Genomic DNA, 16,773 nt, shown 5'->3' with positions numbered 1-16,773 from the left:
CAGTTGTCCAGTATCGCGTGTGCGCTGGGTCACGACCTACTTGGTGGCCTGGTCGTAGATGACCGCGACCTTGCCGGTGCCCTGTGCGAACAGCTCCTTGTCGACGGCCTTCCAGCCACCGAGGTCATCGATGGTCCACAGCTTGGCCGGGGTCGGGAAGTCGGAAGCGAACTCGGCGGCGACCTTCGGGTCGACCGGACGGAAGCCGGCCTGCGCCCACGCCTTCTGGCCCTCGGGTGTGAACAGGAAGTCGCGGAACGCGGTGGCCTTGGCCAGGTTCTTGGAGTTCTTCAGCACCGCGACCGGGTTCTCGATCTTGAACGTGGTCGGCGGGTTGACGTGCTCGATCGGATCGCCGTTGCGCTCGGAGAAGATGGCCTCGTTCTCGTAGCTCAGCAGCACGTCGCCGGTGCCCTGCAGGAAGGTCTCGGTGGCTTCGCGGCCCGACTTGGGCTGCACCTTGACGTGCTCGGGGGAGATCAGCTGCGACAGGTAGTCCAGGCCTGCCTGCTGGTTCTTGCCGCCGTCGCTCTTGGCGGCGTAGGGCGCGAGCAGGTTCCACTTGGCCGAGCCCGAGCTGAACGGGTTCGGGGTGACGACCTCGACACCGGGCTTGATCAGGTCGTCCCAGTCCTTGATGCCCTTGGGGTTGCCCTTGCGCACGACCAGGGTGACGACCGAGCCGAACGGGATGCCCTTGCTCGCGTCGGCGTTCCAGTTCGACTCGACCAGGCCTGCGTCCACGAGGCGGGTGATGTCGGGCTCGACCGAGAAGTTCACGACATCGGCCTCGGCGCCGTCCTTGACCTTGCGCGACTGGTCGCCCGAAGCGCCGTAGGAGGCCTGGATCTGGACGCCCTTGCCCGCCTCGGTCTTGTTGAACTCGGGTACGACCTTGTCGAAGCCCGGCTTCGGCACGGCGTAGGCGTAGAGGTTGAGGGTCCCCCCGCTACCGTCGGCTCCGGAGGCGCCGTCGGTCGAGTCGCTGGCGCCACCGCCGCAGGCGGCCAGGGTGACCGCGGCGACAGCAGTGAGGGCGACAGCGGCGGCTCGGCGGCGCGAGCCGATCCAGGTGTTGCGAGACATCGGGTGAACCTTTCGGAAAGACCTGCCGGACAACGTCTTTCGTTGCGACAGGATTACGCTCGTCGATCGGTAGACCTGCCGTGCGATGGACACACGGCAGTTGGCGCGACTCGGGCCCACTGACCCCCGGAGTGACGGACTACGACTGCGAAAGGAAAAGCGCGCGCCAGTCTACTGGGCAAGAACGCGCAGACGTGTCCGGTGGCCGATCATCGACAGAGGATGTCCGCGACGGCGAGGTTGCCGACAGCGATCAACGCCAGTTCATGGCGGATCTGCGGGGCGACACTCGACGACACAGGCAGACTGTAGCAGATTGCGACATGATGATTCGAATCGACGAGAGTTCCACACCGAGGGGGGATTTCATCCTATGACCATGGCTCCAGACCGCGTTCGCGTGCGTTTCCCGGAGATCAGCACGCGCACCTGGGAGCACCCGGCCGACCGCACCGCACTGGTGGCGCTGCGCTCGCTGAGCGGCTTCGACACCGTGCTGAAGGCGTTGTCGAGCCTGCTGCGGGAACGTCAGCACCGGCTGATGTACCTGGCGACGGCCGTGCGGGTCGACGACCGCCAGTTCCGCACCCTGCACGAGCTGCGGGCGGACTGCGTCGGCGTGCTCGACGCGCAGACCACCCCGGAGATGTATGTCCTGCAGGACCCGTCGGTCAACGCCTTCACCATCGGCATGGACCGGCCGTTCATCGTGCTCACCACCGGCCTGCTCGAACTGATGGACACCGAGGAATTGCGGTTCGTCATCGGCCACGAGCTCGGGCACGCGCTGTCCGGGCACGCGGTGTACCGCACGATGCTCATGCACCTGATGCGGCTGTCGGCCTCGGTCGGCTGGCTGCCGGTCGGCGGCTGGGCGCTGCGGGCGATCGTGGCGGCGCTGATGGAGTGGAGCCGCAAGTCGGAGTTGTCCGGCGACCGGGCGGGGCTGCTGTGCTGCCAGGATGTCGAGGCCTCCGTGCGGGTGCACATGAAGACCGCCGGTGGCGCCTGGTTGCACGAGATGAACCACGGCGCGTTCCTCGACCAGGCCGACGACTACCTGCGCTCGGGTGACCTGCGCGACGGTGTCCTCAAGCTGCTCAACCTGGAACTGCAGTCGCACCCGTTCTCGGTGCTGCGCGCCGCCGAACTGCGCCGCTGGATCCAGTCCGGCGACTACGAGCGGGTCCTCGGCGGCAGCTACCCGCGCCGTGAGCACGACAGGAACGCGCGGATCAGCGACGAGGTCAAGGAGGCGGCCCGCAGCTACCGCGAGACCTTCGACCAGTCCGAGGACCTGTTCGTGCGTACCGTGCGTGACCTGGGCAAGGACGTGGGGTCGGCGGTGAACACCGTGGGTCAGGAGGTCGGGCGAACGGTCGCCGACCTGGGCAAGCGCTTCGACGACTGGCGCAAGAACTAATCCCAGCCCTACGACCCGACCTCGAGGAAGGGTCCGCCGCGCAGCGGCGGTTCGCGGCCGTCCCGCCGCTCAGGTGCCGTTGCGTAGGCGACGAAGGAGCAAGCAACGGTGCCTGAGCGGCGGGACACAAGGGGCCGCGAACTCGAGCGCGCCAGCGCTCCAAAGATCAGCGCGTGAAGAACCAGGCGATGACGACGAGAACGAGCAGGGCAACCAGGGCTAGCTGAACGCGGGAACGTGGCATCAGCGGGCACCGCTGCCGACGGTCGGGCGCGCGGCGGCGACGGGTACCGGCGGGGCCGCCGTCACCGGCACGGCAGCCGGGATCGACGGCTCGATGCGATCGTCGCGGCCGAGCAGCCGGAAGATCGCGCGCAGGGCGCGGTCGAGCACGAAGGCGATGGCGAAGCTGATCGGGACCATGCCGATCAGCACGACGAGGAACTGGGGGATGAAGGGCAGCCCGGCTACCCAGAGTTCGAAGCCGTCCCACCAACCTGCGATGCGTTGCACCCCGACCACACTAGTCGGTGACCGTGAACGGACGAACCGGCGTGGCTGTGACCGGCGAAACAGCGCTGTCGGCGCACTGTCGGTGGACGACGGCGGGCAGCGCCCTGATGATGGGGTATGGAGTCTTCCAGCGCTGACAGCCTGCCGATTCTGAGCCCGGTCTCCTCGAGCGGCCGTCGCGGCGCCTTCCCGCCGATCGACGACTACGCCTTCCTCTCCGATTGCGAGACGAACTGCCTGATCGCCAGCAGCGGCTCGGTCGAGTGGATGTGTGTCCCCCGGCCCGACTCCGCCAGCGTGTTCGGGGCCATCCTGGACCGCAGCGCCGGGCACTTCCGGATCGGGCCCTACGGCAAGCACGTGCCGGCCGCGCGGCGGTACCTGCCCGGCGGGATGATCCTCGAGACGACCTGGCAGACCGAGACCGGCTGGCTGATCGTGCGCGACGCGCTGGTTCTCGGCCCGTGGCACAACAATATGGCCCGCTCCAAGACCCACCGCCGCACCCCGATGGACTGGGACGCCGAGCACATGCTGTTGCGGACGGTGAAATGTGTCAGCGGCACAGTCGAATTGGAGATGAGCTGCCAGCCCTCGTTCGACTATCACCGTGGCGGCTCGCGCTGGGAGTACACCGGCAAGGTCTACGAGGAGGCGACCGCGGTCGCGGTGAACCATCCCGAGGCCGGACCGTACCTGGTGCTCACCACCGATCTGCGACTCGGACTGGAGGGCCGGGAAGCGCGGGCGCGCACGCGGATGAGCGAGGGCGATTCGGTGTTCGTCTCGCTGTCGTGGTCGGACCTGCCCGCCCCCGCCACCTTCGACGAGGCGGCCAGGAAGATGTGGACGACGGCCGAATGCTGGCGCCGCTGGATCACCCTCGGCGATTTCCCCGACCATCCGTGGCGCAGCTACCTGCAGCGCAGCGCGCTGACGCTCAAGGGCCTCACCTACGCCCCCACCGGCGCCCTGCTGGCCGCCGCCACCACCTCGCTACCGGAAACCCCTGGCGGGGAACGTAACTGGGACTACCGCTACACCTGGGTGCGCGACTCCAGTTTCGCGCTGTGGGGCCTGTACACCCTCGGACTCGACCGCGAGGCCGACGACTTCTTCAACTTCCTCAACGACGCGACCACCGGCGACAACGGTGACGCGCTGCCGCTGCAGGTGCTCTACGGCATCGGCGGTGAACGCCGGATCACCGAGGAGATCCTGGAAAACCTCACCGGCTACGACAACTCGCGCCCGGTGCGCATCGGCAATGCCGCCTACAACCAGGACCAGCACGACATCTGGGGCACCATGCTCGATGCCGTGTACCTGCACGTGAAATCGCGTCAGCAGGTGCCGGAATCGCTGTGGCCGATGCTGGAACGCACCGTGCACGCGGCGATCTCGCGCTGGCGCGAACCCGATCGCGGCATCTGGGAGGTGCGCGGCGAGCCACAGCAGTTCACCTCCTCGAAGGTGATGTGCTGGGTCGCCCTCGACCGCGGCGCCCGGCTGGCCCAGTTGCACGGCCAGTTCGAACGGGCCTACGAGTGGTTCGAGATCGCCGAGGAGATCCGCGACGACGTGCTCGCCAACGGCGTCGACGAGGAGGGCGTGTTCACCCAGACCTACGGCAGCCGCACCCTCGACGCGTCGCTGCTGCTGGTGGTGCTGACCCGATTCCTGCCGCCGGACGACTACCGTGTGAAGGCGACCGTGCTCGCCATCGCCGACCGGCTCACCGTGCACGGCCTGGTGCTGCGCTACGACACCGACACCACCGACGACGGCCTGACCGGCGAGGAGGGCACCTTCACCATCTGCTCGTTCTGGCTGGTGTCGGCGCTGGTGGAGATCGGCGAACTCGAACGCGCCACCCAGCTGTGCGAGCGGCTGCTCGGCCTGGCCAGCCCGCTGCGCCTCTACGCCGAGGAGATCGACCCGCACAACGGCAGACATCTGGGCAACTTCCCGCAGGCGTTCACCCATCTGGCACTGATCAACGCGGTGACCCACGTGATCAGGGCGGAGGATTCCCGTCAGGCCGGTCAGTTCCAGCCTGCGCACACGCCGTCGAACCGGCCTGCCTGAGCGTCAGTACGCGAGGCGTTCGGCGCGTTCCCTGATCCCGGCCAGCGTGCGCAGGCCGGCGTCGATCTCGGTGATGCGCAGTTCGCGGTGGTCGCCGTAGCGCAGGCCGGTCTCCTCGGCGGCGCGCAGGGCCTCCTCGGCGGTGCGGCCCACCTCGGCCGCGATCTCGGTGTAGTGGTCGCGCAGCACCCGCTGCAGGGTGCGCAGGCGGTTGCGGGATTCCTTGCCCACCTGGAAGATCACGTCGTCGGCCAGCCGGGCGACGGCCACCTTGGCCTCGGACTGCCTGCGCTGCTTGCGGTTGCGGCGGTCGTCCCACAGCGCGTTCACGCCGAGCAGCACGCCCGCGCCCGCGGAGTACCAGTTGACCAGCGACATCCCGAGCAAGCTGGTGGCCAGACCGACCATCAGGATGCCGCCGTAGGAACCGCGCAGCGCCGAGAGCGCCTGCTGTCCGACACTGGATTTCGCGCTTTCGAGCGTCTCCAGCGGCTGGACCGGCTCGAGCACGTCGCCGGGGTTGGTCAGACGCAGCTCGGGCAGCGGCGGAGTGCGGTTGTCCGGCGGGAACTTCGCGGCCACCTGCTCGGCAAGTTCGACGGCGCGGTAGTGCGCCATCACGAAGTTCTCCTCGACGGCCTCGCAGATCCGCGCGTCGAGCTCGGTCGCGAAATCGGACCACTTGCGCGCCGGATCGGTGCGGGCGATCTCGGCCTCGGCCTCGCGGACCAGGGTGCGTAGTCGATGCCGCAGATCGTGTTCGATGTCGGCGCTCAGCTCGGAGCTGCCGTCGACGAGGGTGACCTGCCAGGTGGCGGTGCGCTGCCGCAGCTGATCGGCCTCGGCGCGGGCGGCCGCGAGCCGCTGGGTGATCTCGGCGCGCCTGCGCGGATCGCGCAGGGTGTCGGCCTCGGCGCGCAGGGTGACGGCGAGCTGATCGGTGACCAGGGCGATATCGCGCACCGCGGCGGCCACGGCGACCGAATCGGCCTGGGCGACAACGTAGTCGTGCAGGTGATCGATGAGCTGGGGTATCCCGGATTCGATGTCGCGCTGCTGGTCGCCGGTCTCCTCGGCCTGCCGGTGCAGCAGCGCCGAGACCGGGGCGACCGCGAAGTTCAGCCCGGCGCCGTCGAGCAGCGCGCGGTTGCGCCGCTGGGTCAGCGACCAGTGCGGGTTGCGGTCGATCTTGGTGAGTACGCACACCACCGACGGGCACACCTGCTCGACCCGGCGCAGGTAGTCCAGCTGCGCCTCGGTCAGTTCGGCGGCGGCATCGGCGGCGTAGAGCACCACGTCGGCGGCGGCGATCATCGACCAGGCCGCGCTCTCGTGGGTGGCGGCGCCGGGGGCGTCCATCACCACCAGGCCGTCGGCCAGCAGCGGGCTCGGCTCGGCGAACTCCGCGCGCAGCACGCCGAGGGCGGTCAGCGCGGGGCCGGGGTTCAGCGGGTCGACGGCCACCCGCTCGACCCGGCCGCGCTGGGCCGACTTCACCAGCGTCGCGGTCGGCGCGGGCCCGTACTCGACGATCACCGGGACACTCGGCTTACCGTCGGTCGCGCTGACCGGCGTACCGACCATGCTGTTGACCAGCGTGCTCATCCCGGCTTGCGGTTCACCGACGACGACAAGGCGAACCCTGGTGTCGCTGAGCCTGGCTCGTACCATTCCGAGCCGCGCGTCGAGGTCGTCCCGGCCGCCGCTGCGGACCAGTTCCCGCAATTCGTCGACGAGGGACACGACCGGAGCCATCACATCCGGATGCTTCACCGTCGCGGCCTGCAGTCCGGCAGCGGCAGACAACCTGTTCCTCACTCTCGTTGCATGTGCCCGGCCGAGACTGGGACCACGTCAATTGGTCAGACGACCTGGTCGTCAGATGACGAAGTCATACCCATGCTGTTCGGCGGGAAACACGGCACCCGAAAGATCGGCGCCGCCCACCCCGGAATCGAACAGTCCGGCCGACACGCCATGGTAGCTGTCCGGCTGATGATCGAACTCGGCGGCGATCGGCTTGGTGTCGATGACCGGCGGCTTCACCGGGGCCACGGTCGGCTGCACGGTCACCACCGGCGGCGGGGTGACCACGGTCGGCGGATCGATGTCGACGGTCGGCTGCTTGGTCGGCATCGTCGGCTGCTGGGTCGGCGCGGTCGGCTGCTGGGTGGGCACGGTCGCCGTCGGCTGCGAGACGGTGGGGTCCGGGACGTCGACGGTCGGCGTGCTCGGGTTGGTCGAGGGCGCCGTGACGCCACCGGTGGTGCCGGGCTTGGTGACCACATCGTCGTCAGGGAAGGTCGGCTTGGTGCCACCGTTCCCCGCGGTCGGCGGCACTGTGACCTGGGGCTGCTTGGTGATCTCCGGCATCGTGGGGGCCGTCGTCGGCTTGGGCAGATCGGGCAGCTTCACCGTCGTCGGGGTGTCGAGGTCGACCGTCGGCTGCTTGGACGGCACCGTCACCGGGACCGTCGACGGGGAGCTGCCACCGGTGACATCCGGCACCACAACGGGTTTGGTGGGCGCGAACAGCGCGGGCACCGAGGCGGCGGGCGCGGTCAGCGGCGAGGCGGCGCCCGCACCGCCGAAGACGTTGGCGATCGGCGTCGACGCGGCATCGGGCTGGATGGTCGTCTGCAGCGGCGTGCTGACCACCGGGCTGGTGGCGACCGGCGCGGGCGCGACGGGCGCGACCGGAGCCGGGGCGGGCGCGATCGGCGCGGGTGCCGGGGCAGGCGCGGTCACGGGGGTGTGTGCCAGCGCGGGCGCCGGTGCGGGAGCGGGGGCCACGCCCGACGGCGCGGTGGTCGTGCCGGGCAGGCCGACGCCGGAGGACGAGGAACCGGGCAGGCTGGGTCCGGTGGGCGAGGTCATGCCGCCGCCCGTGGCGCCGCCGGTCGTGTCGCCGGGGACCTTCAGCCCGTCGCCGAGCCACTTGCCGTAGTCGTCGAGCTGATCGCCGACCTGGCCGACCTGGCCGGTGACCTTCATCTGCGAGGTGAACCACACACCGTCGAGGCCGACGTGCGCGTCGACCTGCCATTCGGTGTTCACCATGGCACCGAACCCGTCGAACATGTCGCCGATGCCGTCGAACGGTCCGTCGGCGGGCAGCGAACCGCCCGCGCCGGGCAGGGCGCCGGGTCCACCGGGCAGGCCGATGCCGTCGAAGCCGGGGATTCCGACACCGTTGCCGGGCAGCCCGTCGAAGCCGGGGATGCCGATGCCGTGGCCGGGCAGGCCGAAGCCGGGCGAGTTCGGCAGGCCGAGCTGGCTGTCCTCGTCGTCGCCGAAGCCGAGGCCGGGCCTGGCCGGTGCGGGCGCGTAGCCGGGGAGACCGAAGCCGGACGAATTGTCGCCGGCGCCGGGGATGCGGATGTCGGTGTCGCCGTCGGAGCCGGGAATCTCCGGGCGCCGCTCGGATTCGGTGGATCGCGCGACCATCGAGACGTCGGGCGCGGCGGGCGGGTGCGCGGCGAACGGGGCGGGCGGCGCGACGGGCACGGGCGCGGGCAGATCCGCGAGGTCGGGGAACGTCACGACGGGGCTCGGCGCGTCCGGGCTGGGGTCGGCGGGGACCTGCGAGGACCAGCCCGCGTAGCGGCTGTCGGCGTTGCTGTCTGCGTTGCTGGTGTTGGTGCCGTTCGCGGCGACCAGGGCGCCACCGGTGACGTAGGCGCCCGCGCGAGCTACCCGGGCGACGCCGTTGGCGACGCGGTAGGCGGTATCGGCCCCTTCTGCGCGCGCGGCACCCTCATCGAAACCCAGATCACGCGTCATCAATGCTCCAACACTCGCATCACTGTCGGCCCCCACAACGGTCGAGGCGAAGTGAAGATCATCCAACACTATTACCGGAACACCGAACTGTCGTTTCGACCAGAACGGTGGGTACCACCTTATGGCGAGCAACGTATTTCGGCGACCCAGCGGAATCGGGGGGTCGCGATCCCAAGAGAACTCTAACGATTGCTCAACGGAGCGTGAAGATCGGCTGCTTAGCGTCGGTTTCGCCGGTCGAGCCGACCGGCCGAAATCCCCACCGGAGGAGTCGAAGACCATGACCGTCATCACCCCACGCCGCCGTGCCCGCGCCGTAGCCCTCGTCGGCGGCGTCGCACTGCTGACCGGCACCATCGCGGGCGTCGCCGGCGCCGCGACCGCCGATCCCGCCGTGACCAGGGAGATCGGGCCCGAGCGGACGCTGATCCTCTGCTCCGCGCCCGGCGCGCCCGACCGGCCGCTGCTGCCCAACGGCGCGGCGCCGGGAACGCGCATCCACTTCGAGCACTTCCAGGGCGAGCCCGCCACACCGCTGCCCGCGCTGCCCGCGCTGCCCGCGCGGCCGGGTGATCCGAACGTAGAGCTGCAGGGCGGCTGCGAGCGCGTCGAGCGCGGCGACGCACCGGGCGGCGTCGTGGTGATCCGCCCGCCGCACGCGCGCTGACCAGGAGAAACAATGGATCGCACTAGGGTGGGCGGATGACCGGACAGCAGATCTTGGTCGTCGACGACGAGGTCAGGGTGCTGGCGTCGCTGCGGCGCGGCCTCGAACTCTCGGGCTTCGACGTCGTCACCGCCGGTGACGGCGCGCGAGCGCTCGCCCTGGTGCGTTCCGCCGCACCCGACGCCATGGTCCTCGACGTGAACATGCCCGAGCTCGACGGCGTCGGCGTGGTCACCGCCTTGCGGGCGATGGGCAACGACATCCCCATCTGCGTGCTCAGCGCCCGCAGCGCGGTGAGCGATCGGATCGCCGCACTCGAGCGCGGCGCCGACGACTACCTCACCAAACCGTTCGACCTGGGCGAGCTGGTCGCCCGGCTGCGCGCGCTGCTGCGGCGCAGTACCGCAACCGCTGTGCCGCAGGGCAAGACGGTGCGGGTGGGCGAGGTGGACATCGATCTGGCCGGGCACCGGGTGCACGCCGGCGGACAGCAGGTCGAGCTCACCAAACGGGAGTTCGAGCTGCTGGCGATGCTCGCCGACAATGTGGGCATCGTGCTCGGGCGCGAGCAGATCCTGTCCGCCGTCTGGGGTTACGACTTCGCCACCGATACGAACGTGGTCGACGTGTTCGTCTCGTATCTGCGGCGCAAGCTCGAGACCGGTGGCGTCGCGCGGGTCGTGCACACGGTGCGCGGCGTGGGTTTCGTCCTGCGCGAGCGCCCGTGAGCACCGGGTCGTGGTCGCTGCGGATGCGGGTGGCCGTGGTGTCGGCGGTGGTGGCCGCGCTGGTGGCGATCACCCTCGGCCTCACCTACGCGGCGCTGCTGAAGGTGGCGGGCACCCGGCAACTCGATCAGACCGTGTCGACGATGCACGTCCAGGTGGCCGAGCGCCTCGACGGTGTTCCCGCCCTGCCGATTCCGGTACCGACGGAGCTGCGCCCGTTCCCCGATGCCACCGCGCTGCCAGGGCCGCCGATGGGCGTGCCGTCCGACCCCGCGCTGGCTCAGGTCCAGGGCGCGCCCGGCCTGCTGGTCCGGCTGAATCCCGATCGCGACCTCGTCGACGCCGCGATCACCCGTAGCCAGCTGATCGGCCTCGGCATCGGCGTGGCCGGTGTGCTGGTGGCCGCCGGATTGGGTTGGGTGCTGGCCGGTTTCGCCGCGCGACCGCTACGCAGGCTGGCCACCGCCACCCACGAGATCGACACCCTCGACGAGCTCCCACCACTGTCGGGCCGCGGCGCCAGAGAAGCCGAGGAACTCTCCGACGCGATCACCCGGATGCTGGCACGACTCGAGACCGCGCACGGCGAGACCAGACAGGCACTGGCGGGCGCCCGCGATTTCGCCGCGGTCTGCGCGCACGAACTGCGCACCCCGCTCACCGCGATGCGCACCGACCTGCAGGTCCTGGCCGGTGACGAGCTCCCCGCCGACCAGCGCGGGGCCGTCCTCGCCGACGTGCTGGCCGCCGAACGCCAGATCGAGCGCACACTCACCGATCTGGAACGTCTCGCCGTCGGCGAGCTGACCGACGCGGACGCGTTCGAACCGTTCGAGCTGTGCGAAACCCTCGATCGCGCCGTCCAGAACGCCCGGCGCGCGCAACCCGGCGTCGACATCACGCTGACCGCCTGCGACCCGGTCCCGATGACCGGCCTGCCCGGCGGCATCATGCTGATCGTCACCAATGCGGTCGCCAACGCGGTCCTGCACGGACACGCCACCGAGATAGCGGTAGCGGCGAGCACCGGCGCCGACGGGATCGAGATCACCATCGACGACAACGGCACCGGGATACCGGAACACCTGTCCCCCACCGCCTTCGACCGCTTCGCCAAACGCCCCGGCTCCCCCGGTTCGGGCCTGGGCCTGGCCCTGGTCCGGCAGCAGGCCGAATTGCACGGCGGCACCGCCGAACTCACCGAAAGCCCGCTCGGCGGGACGCGCTTGCTGGTGCGCGTCACCGCCGAGCCGGGGTGAGGGGTTACTTGCCCTTCGGCTTGTCCGAGGCCGCGTCCGAGGACAGCGCGGCCACAAAGGCTTCCTGCGGCACGTCGACCCGGCCGATGGTCTTCATGCGCTTCTTGCCTTCCTTCTGCTTCTCGAGCAGCTTGCGCTTACGGCTGATGTCACCGCCGTAGCACTTGGCGAGCACGTCCTTGCGGATCGCCCTGATGTTCTCGCGCGCGATGATCTTCGAGCCGATCGCGGCCTGAATGGGCACCTCGAACTGCTGACGCGGGATGAGCTCGCGCAGCTTGGTGGTCATCTTGTTGCCGTAGGCCTGGGCGGCGTCCTTGTGCACGATGGCACTGAACGCGTCGACAGCCTCGCCCTGGAGCAGGATGTCGACCTTCACCAGCGCGGCCGACTGCTCGCCCGCCTCCTCGTAATCGAGCGAGGCGTAACCGCGCGTGCGCGACTTGAGCGAGTCGAAGAAGTCGAAGATGATCTCGGCCATCGGCAGCGTGTAGCGCATCTCCACGCGCGTCTCCGACAGGTAGTCCATGCCGAGCAGCTCGCCGCGGCGGCTCTGGCACAGCTCCATGATGGTGCCGACGAACTCGCTCGGCGCGATCACGGTGCACTTGGTCACCGGCTCGAAGGTCTGGCGCACCTTGCCCTCGGGCCAGAACGACGGGTTGGTGACGATGTGCTCGGCACCGTCCTCCATGACGACCCGGTAGATCACGTTGGGCGCGGTCGAGATCAGGTCGAGCCCGAACTCGCGCTGCAGCCGCTCGCGGGTGATCTCCATGTGCAGCAGACCGAGGAAGCCGCAGCGGAAACCGAAGCCCAGCGCCACCGAGGTCTCCGGCACGTAGGTCAGCGCCGCGTCGTTGAGCTGCAGCTTGTCCAGCGCGTCGCGCAGATCCGGGTAGTCGGAGCCGTCGACCGGGTACAGGCCCGAGTAGACCATCGGGCGCGGTTCCTGGTAGCCGGCCAGCGCCGAAGTGGCACCGTCACGCGCGGAGGTGACGGTGTCACCTACCTTGGACTGGCGCACGTCCTTCACGCCGGTGATGAGATAGCCCACCTCACCGACGCCGAGGCCCTGGGTCGGCTTGGGCTCGGGCGAGACGATGCCGATCTCGAGCAGCTCGTGCTGCGCGCCGGTGGACATCATCTTGATCTTCTGGCGCGGGGTCAGCTTGCCGTCGACCACACGCACGTAGGTGACCACGCCGCGGTAGGTGTCGTAGACCGAGTCGAAGATCAGCGCGCGGGCCGGGGCGTCGGCGTCACCGACCGGCGGCGGCACCTCGGCGATCACCTTGTTCAGCAGCTCGGCCACACCGACGCCGGTCTTGCCCGACACCCGCAGCACGTCGTCGGGCTCGCACCCGACGATGTGGGCGATCTCGGCGGCGTAGCGGTCCGGGTCGGCGGCGGGCAGGTCGATCTTGTTGAGCACCGGGATGATCGCGAGGTCGCGTTCCATCGCCAGGTACAGATTGGCCAGCGTCTGCGCCTCGATGCCCTGGGCGGCGTCGACCAGCAGGATCGCGCCCTCACAGGCCTCGAGCGCGCGCGACACCTCGTAGGTGAAGTCGACGTGGCCCGGGGTGTCGATCATGTGCAGGACATAGTCCTCGCCGTCGAGACTCCACGGCAGGCGCACGTTCTGCGCCTTGATCGTGATGCCGCGCTCACGCTCGATGTCCATCCGGTCCAGGTACTGGGCGCGCATCGCCCGCTCCTCGACCACACCGGTGAGCTGCAGCATCCGATCGGCCAGGGTCGACTTGCCGTGGTCGATGTGCGCGATGATGCAGAAGTTCCGGATCCGGGACGGATCGGTGAACGTCGTATCGGCAAAACTGGAAGCCACTCCACTCCTCGAGGGGTATCGGCGAACTGCGTCTATCGTCCCATGGGCCGAATCGCCCCCCTGTCACCGGTGCACCGAAGCGCGAGTCACCGTTATATTTCAGGGATGGCCAGCAGTTGGAACACTCTCGGCAAGCAACTCGGCGTCATCGCCAAGGAGCAGGGACCGAAGATCGTGCGCAAGCAGGGGCCGCGGCTGCTAGAGAAGCTGGTGGCGGCGCTGGCGGCCAAGCCGGAACCCGCCGTCGCGGTCCGCCCGACCGCGTCGACGCCGGTCCCCACCGCCCACCGGGCCCGGCAGATCGTCTACTGCCCACAGCTCGACGGCCGCGCCGATCCGGGCGAGATCGTGTGGACCTGGGTGCCCTACGAGGAGGACCCCACCAACGGCAAGGACCGGCCGGTGCTGGTCGTCGGCCGCGATCGCAAGACCCTGCTCGGGCTGATGCTGTCGTCCAAAGCCGAACGCGCGCACGACCGCAACTGGGTCGGCATCGGCTCGGGCCCGTGGGACCACGACGGACGCCCCAGCTGGGTGCGGCTGGACCGGGTGCTCGACGTGCCCGAGGACGGCATCCGGCGCGAGGGCGCGATCGTCGAGCGCAAGACCTTCGACCTGGTCGCGCACCGGCTCGTCGCCGAATACAGCTGGAGCTGAACACAACAGGAAACCCCGATCCCGCACGTGCCGGATCGGGGTTTCGTCGTTCGGTGACCGCTAGCTCGATACGTCCCTCGACCGCCCGAAGATCAACCCGTAGATCAGCGCCCCCAGCGCGCCACCGGCCAGCGGGAACACGATGAACACCCACACCTGGCCCATCGCCCCGTCCTGATAGGGCGCCACCGCCAGACTGCGCACCGGGTTGACCGAGGTGTTGTCGATCGGCAGCGAGACCAGGTAGATCACCGTGAGGGTGACACCGATCGACAGCCCGGCCAGCGGGACGTCGGAGATCTGATCGGTGGAGGCCAGCACGACGAACACCAGCAGCGCGGTCAGCATCACCTCGATGATGATGGTCGCCGCGAGGCCGTAGCCGTTCTGGACGACGACCTCACCGAGCGGACCGCGCACCGCCGAGGGGCTGTGCGCGCCCCAGCCGTTGGCGCCGAGCCCGTCGACCGACCGGTCGTAGGCGGGCAGATTCTTGGCCAGGGCGAACAGCACGAGCCCGGCCAGGAAGCCGCCGATCAGCTGGGCGATCACATACCCGGCGGCGCCGACGGCCGAGATCCGGCCGAGCAGCAGCTGTCCGAGCGTCACCGCCGGGTTGACGTGGCAGCCCGAGATCGGCCCGATCGCGTACACGAGGAACAGCAGCGCCAGGCCGAACGCGAAGGCGACGCCGAGCGAACCGACCCGGTCGCCCGCCAGCACCAGCGTGCCGACGCCGCAGATCACCAGGATGAAGGTGCCGAGTCCTTCGGCGGCCCACTTCTTCGGCTCGGATACGACCTCGGGTTCGACGAGTTCCTGTGCAGTGGGCATCGGCCACCACCTCTCCGGGAGGAATCATCCCCGCGGCGAGCGGGGTCCGCACGAGCGAAGTGGACATTACGCCAGGCGGGTGACCTCCACAACGACCTCGAGGTCGGTCGAGCCGCCGCCGGAGAAGACACCTTTCAGCGGTGGCACATCCGCGTAATCGCGGCCTACCCCGACCGAGACGTGCTGCTCGTTGACGGCCAGATTGTTGGTCGGGTCGTAGCCCCACCACTGCCCGGTCCAGGCCTCCACCCAAGCATGCGACTGCCCCGCGACCGTCTCGCCGATCCCCGCCCCCGGCTTCGGATGCAGATACCCGGAGACGTACCGGCTGGGAATTCCCATGCTGCGCAACAACACCAGCGTCAGATGCGCGTAGTCCTGGCAGACGCCACGCCGCTCGGCGAAGGCCTCCACCGCCGAGGTATGCACCGAGGTCGTGCCCGCGATGTAGTCCATTTCCTTGTGCACCCACTCGGCGGCGCGCACCACCGCCTTGGCCGGCTCCTCCCCACGCGAGAGCTGCCGGGCGACGGTCGCGAGCTTGCGGTCACGCGGCACATAGGCGGTAGGACTGAGCATTTCGTCGAAGCGATCGACGATCCGCCCGCCGCGCAGTTCGTCCCAGGTCAGTTCCTCGGTCGGTTCGGCGAACGGCTCGGTCTCCACCACCGACGACCCGGTGACCTCCAGTTCGGTGTGCGGCGCGTGCAGGTCGAACGCGGTGACCGCGGTGCCCCAGTAGTCGGTGTAGCGATAAGACCTGGTGGCGGGCACGGTTTCGACGCGATTGAGGATCACGTTCTGCCTGCTGTCCGCGCGCGGGGTCAGCCTGGCCTCGTTGAACGACCGCGTCACCGGCGCGGCGTAGACATACCCGGTGGTGTGCACCACCCTGATCCGCCAGCTCACAGCTCCCCCTCCACCTGCACACGCCCGTCGGAGCTGCTGCGCACATCGGTCCACGCCACCCACGGTGCGGCATGGAAGTACTGGCGTGACACGGCCTCGCTCACCTCGCGGCACGATTTCTGCAGCGCGAGCAGCCGGTTCTGCAGGTCCTCCAGCAGCACACCGGGCGGCAGGAATTCGAGTTCGCTGCGGGCCCGGCCGAGCACGCGCTGCGCCTCGTGCCGCGCGCCGACGCGACTGCCCGGCCGCTGGTCGAGCTCGGTCAGGCAGGCCTCGGCGACGCGCAGCGTGTGGAACACCGAGCGCGGGAAAAGCCGGTCGATCAGGATGAATTCGGCGACCCTGGCCGCGTCGAGTGCACCGCGGTGGGTGCGCAGATAGGTGTCGTGGGCACCCGCCGAACGCAGCACCGTCACCCAGGCGGGCGAGGAGGTGCGGTCGCCCGCGCGCGAGAGCAGCAGGCGCACCATCATGTCCACGCGTTCGATGGAGCGGCCCAGCAGCAGGAACCGGTAGCCGTCGTCGCGGGAGAGCGTCGAGTCGGTCAGTCCGGTGAACATCGCGGCCCGGTCCTTGATGTAGGAGAAGAACTCGTGCGGGCCGAGGCCGCGCGCCGCCTTCTCCGCCGCCGCCAGCCCGTTGTAGGTGGCGTTGAGGCATTCCCACATCTCGCTGGAGGTGACTTCGCGTGCGCCACGGGCATTTTCGCGGGCCTTGCCGATCGAGTCGCTGATCGAGACGCCGTGGTCGTGGCTGAACGCGACGAGGTCGGTCACCGACCACACGTCCAGGCGCAGGCCTTCGGGTGGTTCGATGCCGAGCACCTTCAGCAGCACGCGCGAGGTGCGGTCGGCGTCGACGGTGGCGTCTTCGAGCAGTTGGTGCACGGCGACGTCGAGGATGCGCGCGGTGTCGTCGGCGCGCTCGACGTATCGGCCGATCCAGAAGAGGGATTCGGCGTTACGAGCAAGCAT

The 16,773-nt window shown here is 69.4% G+C and carries 15 protein-coding genes; 6 read left to right on the top strand and 9 right to left on the bottom strand.

Annotated features, from left to right (window positions below; all coding sequences use genetic code 11):
- Positions 1–36 precede the first annotated feature (36 nt).
- Both IEY60_RS25720 and IEY60_RS36575 read right to left on the bottom strand, forming a co-directional pair.
- Positions 37–1,086, bottom strand: a complete 1,050-nt coding sequence (locus tag IEY60_RS25720; protein ID WP_189033043.1) for a sulfate ABC transporter substrate-binding protein — start codon at positions 1,084–1,086, stop codon at positions 37–39.
- Between the two features lie 209 nt (positions 1,087–1,295).
- The gene (locus IEY60_RS36575; protein WP_019045829.1) at positions 1,296–1,385 is read right to left on the bottom strand and encodes an Ms4533A family Cys-rich leader peptide; all 90 of its coding nucleotides are present in this window, start codon (positions 1,383–1,385) and stop codon (positions 1,296–1,298) included.
- Between the two features lie 74 nt (positions 1,386–1,459).
- Between IEY60_RS36575 and IEY60_RS25715 the strand changes: the two genes are divergently transcribed.
- A complete protein-coding gene (locus IEY60_RS25715) occupies positions 1,460–2,509 on the top strand; it encodes a M48 family metallopeptidase (RefSeq protein WP_189033042.1) in 1,050 nt (349 codons plus the stop codon).
- Between the two features lie 243 nt (positions 2,510–2,752).
- On the opposite strand, the gene IEY60_RS25710 is transcribed toward IEY60_RS25715, so the two are convergent.
- On the bottom strand, positions 2,753–3,022 hold the full coding sequence (locus IEY60_RS25710; protein ID WP_189033041.1) for a hypothetical protein: 270 nt from the start codon (positions 3,020–3,022) through the stop codon (positions 2,753–2,755).
- Between the two features lie 117 nt (positions 3,023–3,139).
- Here IEY60_RS25710 and IEY60_RS25705 point away from each other — a divergent pair, with 117 nt between their 5' ends.
- Positions 3,140–5,110 (top strand): glycoside hydrolase family 15 protein, encoded by a 1,971-nt coding sequence (locus IEY60_RS25705; RefSeq protein ID WP_189033040.1) that lies wholly within the window; start codon positions 3,140–3,142, stop codon positions 5,108–5,110.
- A 3-nt stretch (positions 5,111–5,113) separates the two neighbouring features.
- Here the strand turns inward: IEY60_RS25705 and IEY60_RS25700 are convergent, their stop codons facing one another.
- Positions 5,114–6,916, bottom strand: a complete 1,803-nt coding sequence (locus tag IEY60_RS25700; protein WP_189033039.1) for a P-loop NTPase family protein — start codon at positions 6,914–6,916, stop codon at positions 5,114–5,116.
- A 72-nt stretch (positions 6,917–6,988) separates the two neighbouring features.
- Positions 6,989–8,893, bottom strand: a complete 1,905-nt coding sequence (locus IEY60_RS25695; protein WP_189033038.1) for a hypothetical protein — start codon at positions 8,891–8,893, stop codon at positions 6,989–6,991.
- 280 nt (positions 8,894–9,173) lie between these two features.
- Here IEY60_RS25695 and IEY60_RS25690 point away from each other — a divergent pair, with 280 nt between their 5' ends.
- The 3 genes from IEY60_RS25690 to IEY60_RS25680 are packed head-to-tail and all read left to right on the top strand — an operon-like array spanning position 9,174 to position 11,547.
- Entirely contained in the window at positions 9,174–9,560 is a 387-nt protein-coding gene (locus IEY60_RS25690) for a hypothetical protein (protein ID WP_189033037.1), read from the top strand.
- Between the two features lie 35 nt (positions 9,561–9,595).
- Positions 9,596–10,288 (top strand): response regulator transcription factor, encoded by a 693-nt coding sequence (locus tag IEY60_RS25685; RefSeq protein ID WP_189033036.1) that lies wholly within the window; start codon positions 9,596–9,598, stop codon positions 10,286–10,288.
- On the top strand, positions 10,285–11,547 hold the full coding sequence (locus IEY60_RS25680; protein ID WP_189033035.1) for a sensor histidine kinase: 1,263 nt from the start codon (positions 10,285–10,287) through the stop codon (positions 11,545–11,547). The genes IEY60_RS25685 and IEY60_RS25680 overlap by 4 nt, the downstream gene beginning before the upstream one ends.
- Before the next feature lie 4 nt (positions 11,548–11,551).
- On the opposite strand, the gene lepA is transcribed toward IEY60_RS25680, so the two are convergent.
- Positions 11,552–13,399, bottom strand: coding sequence for a translation elongation factor 4 (lepA, locus tag IEY60_RS25675; RefSeq protein ID WP_189033034.1), 1,848 nt, complete (start codon positions 13,397–13,399; stop codon positions 11,552–11,554).
- 105 nt (positions 13,400–13,504) lie between these two features.
- Here lepA and IEY60_RS25670 point away from each other — a divergent pair, with 105 nt between their 5' ends.
- Positions 13,505–14,056: a type II toxin-antitoxin system PemK/MazF family toxin gene (locus IEY60_RS25670; protein ID WP_189033033.1), complete on the top strand. Its 552-nt coding sequence runs from the start codon at positions 13,505–13,507 to the stop codon at positions 14,054–14,056.
- A 60-nt stretch (positions 14,057–14,116) separates the two neighbouring features.
- On the opposite strand, the gene IEY60_RS25665 is transcribed toward IEY60_RS25670, so the two are convergent.
- From IEY60_RS25665 to IEY60_RS25655, 3 genes are all read right to left on the bottom strand, one after another.
- Positions 14,117–14,890 (bottom strand): aquaporin, encoded by a 774-nt coding sequence (locus IEY60_RS25665; RefSeq protein WP_189033032.1) that lies wholly within the window; start codon positions 14,888–14,890, stop codon positions 14,117–14,119.
- Positions 14,891–14,956: 66 nt separating this feature from the next.
- Complete coding sequence (locus IEY60_RS25660) at positions 14,957–15,799, bottom strand: transglutaminase family protein (protein WP_189033031.1); 843 nt, start codon at positions 15,797–15,799, stop codon at positions 14,957–14,959.
- On the bottom strand, positions 15,796–16,773 hold the full coding sequence (locus IEY60_RS25655; RefSeq protein WP_189033030.1) for an alpha-E domain-containing protein: 978 nt from the start codon (positions 16,771–16,773) through the stop codon (positions 15,796–15,798). The genes IEY60_RS25660 and IEY60_RS25655 overlap by 4 nt, the downstream gene beginning before the upstream one ends.

Origin of the sequence: Nocardia rhizosphaerihabitans, assembly GCF_014646295.1 — a bacterium.
Classification (GTDB): Bacteria; Actinomycetota; Actinomycetes; order Mycobacteriales; family Mycobacteriaceae; genus Nocardia; species Nocardia rhizosphaerihabitans.
Note: the sequence above shows the minus strand (reverse complement) of the source record. Positions and strands in the feature narration are given on the sequence as shown.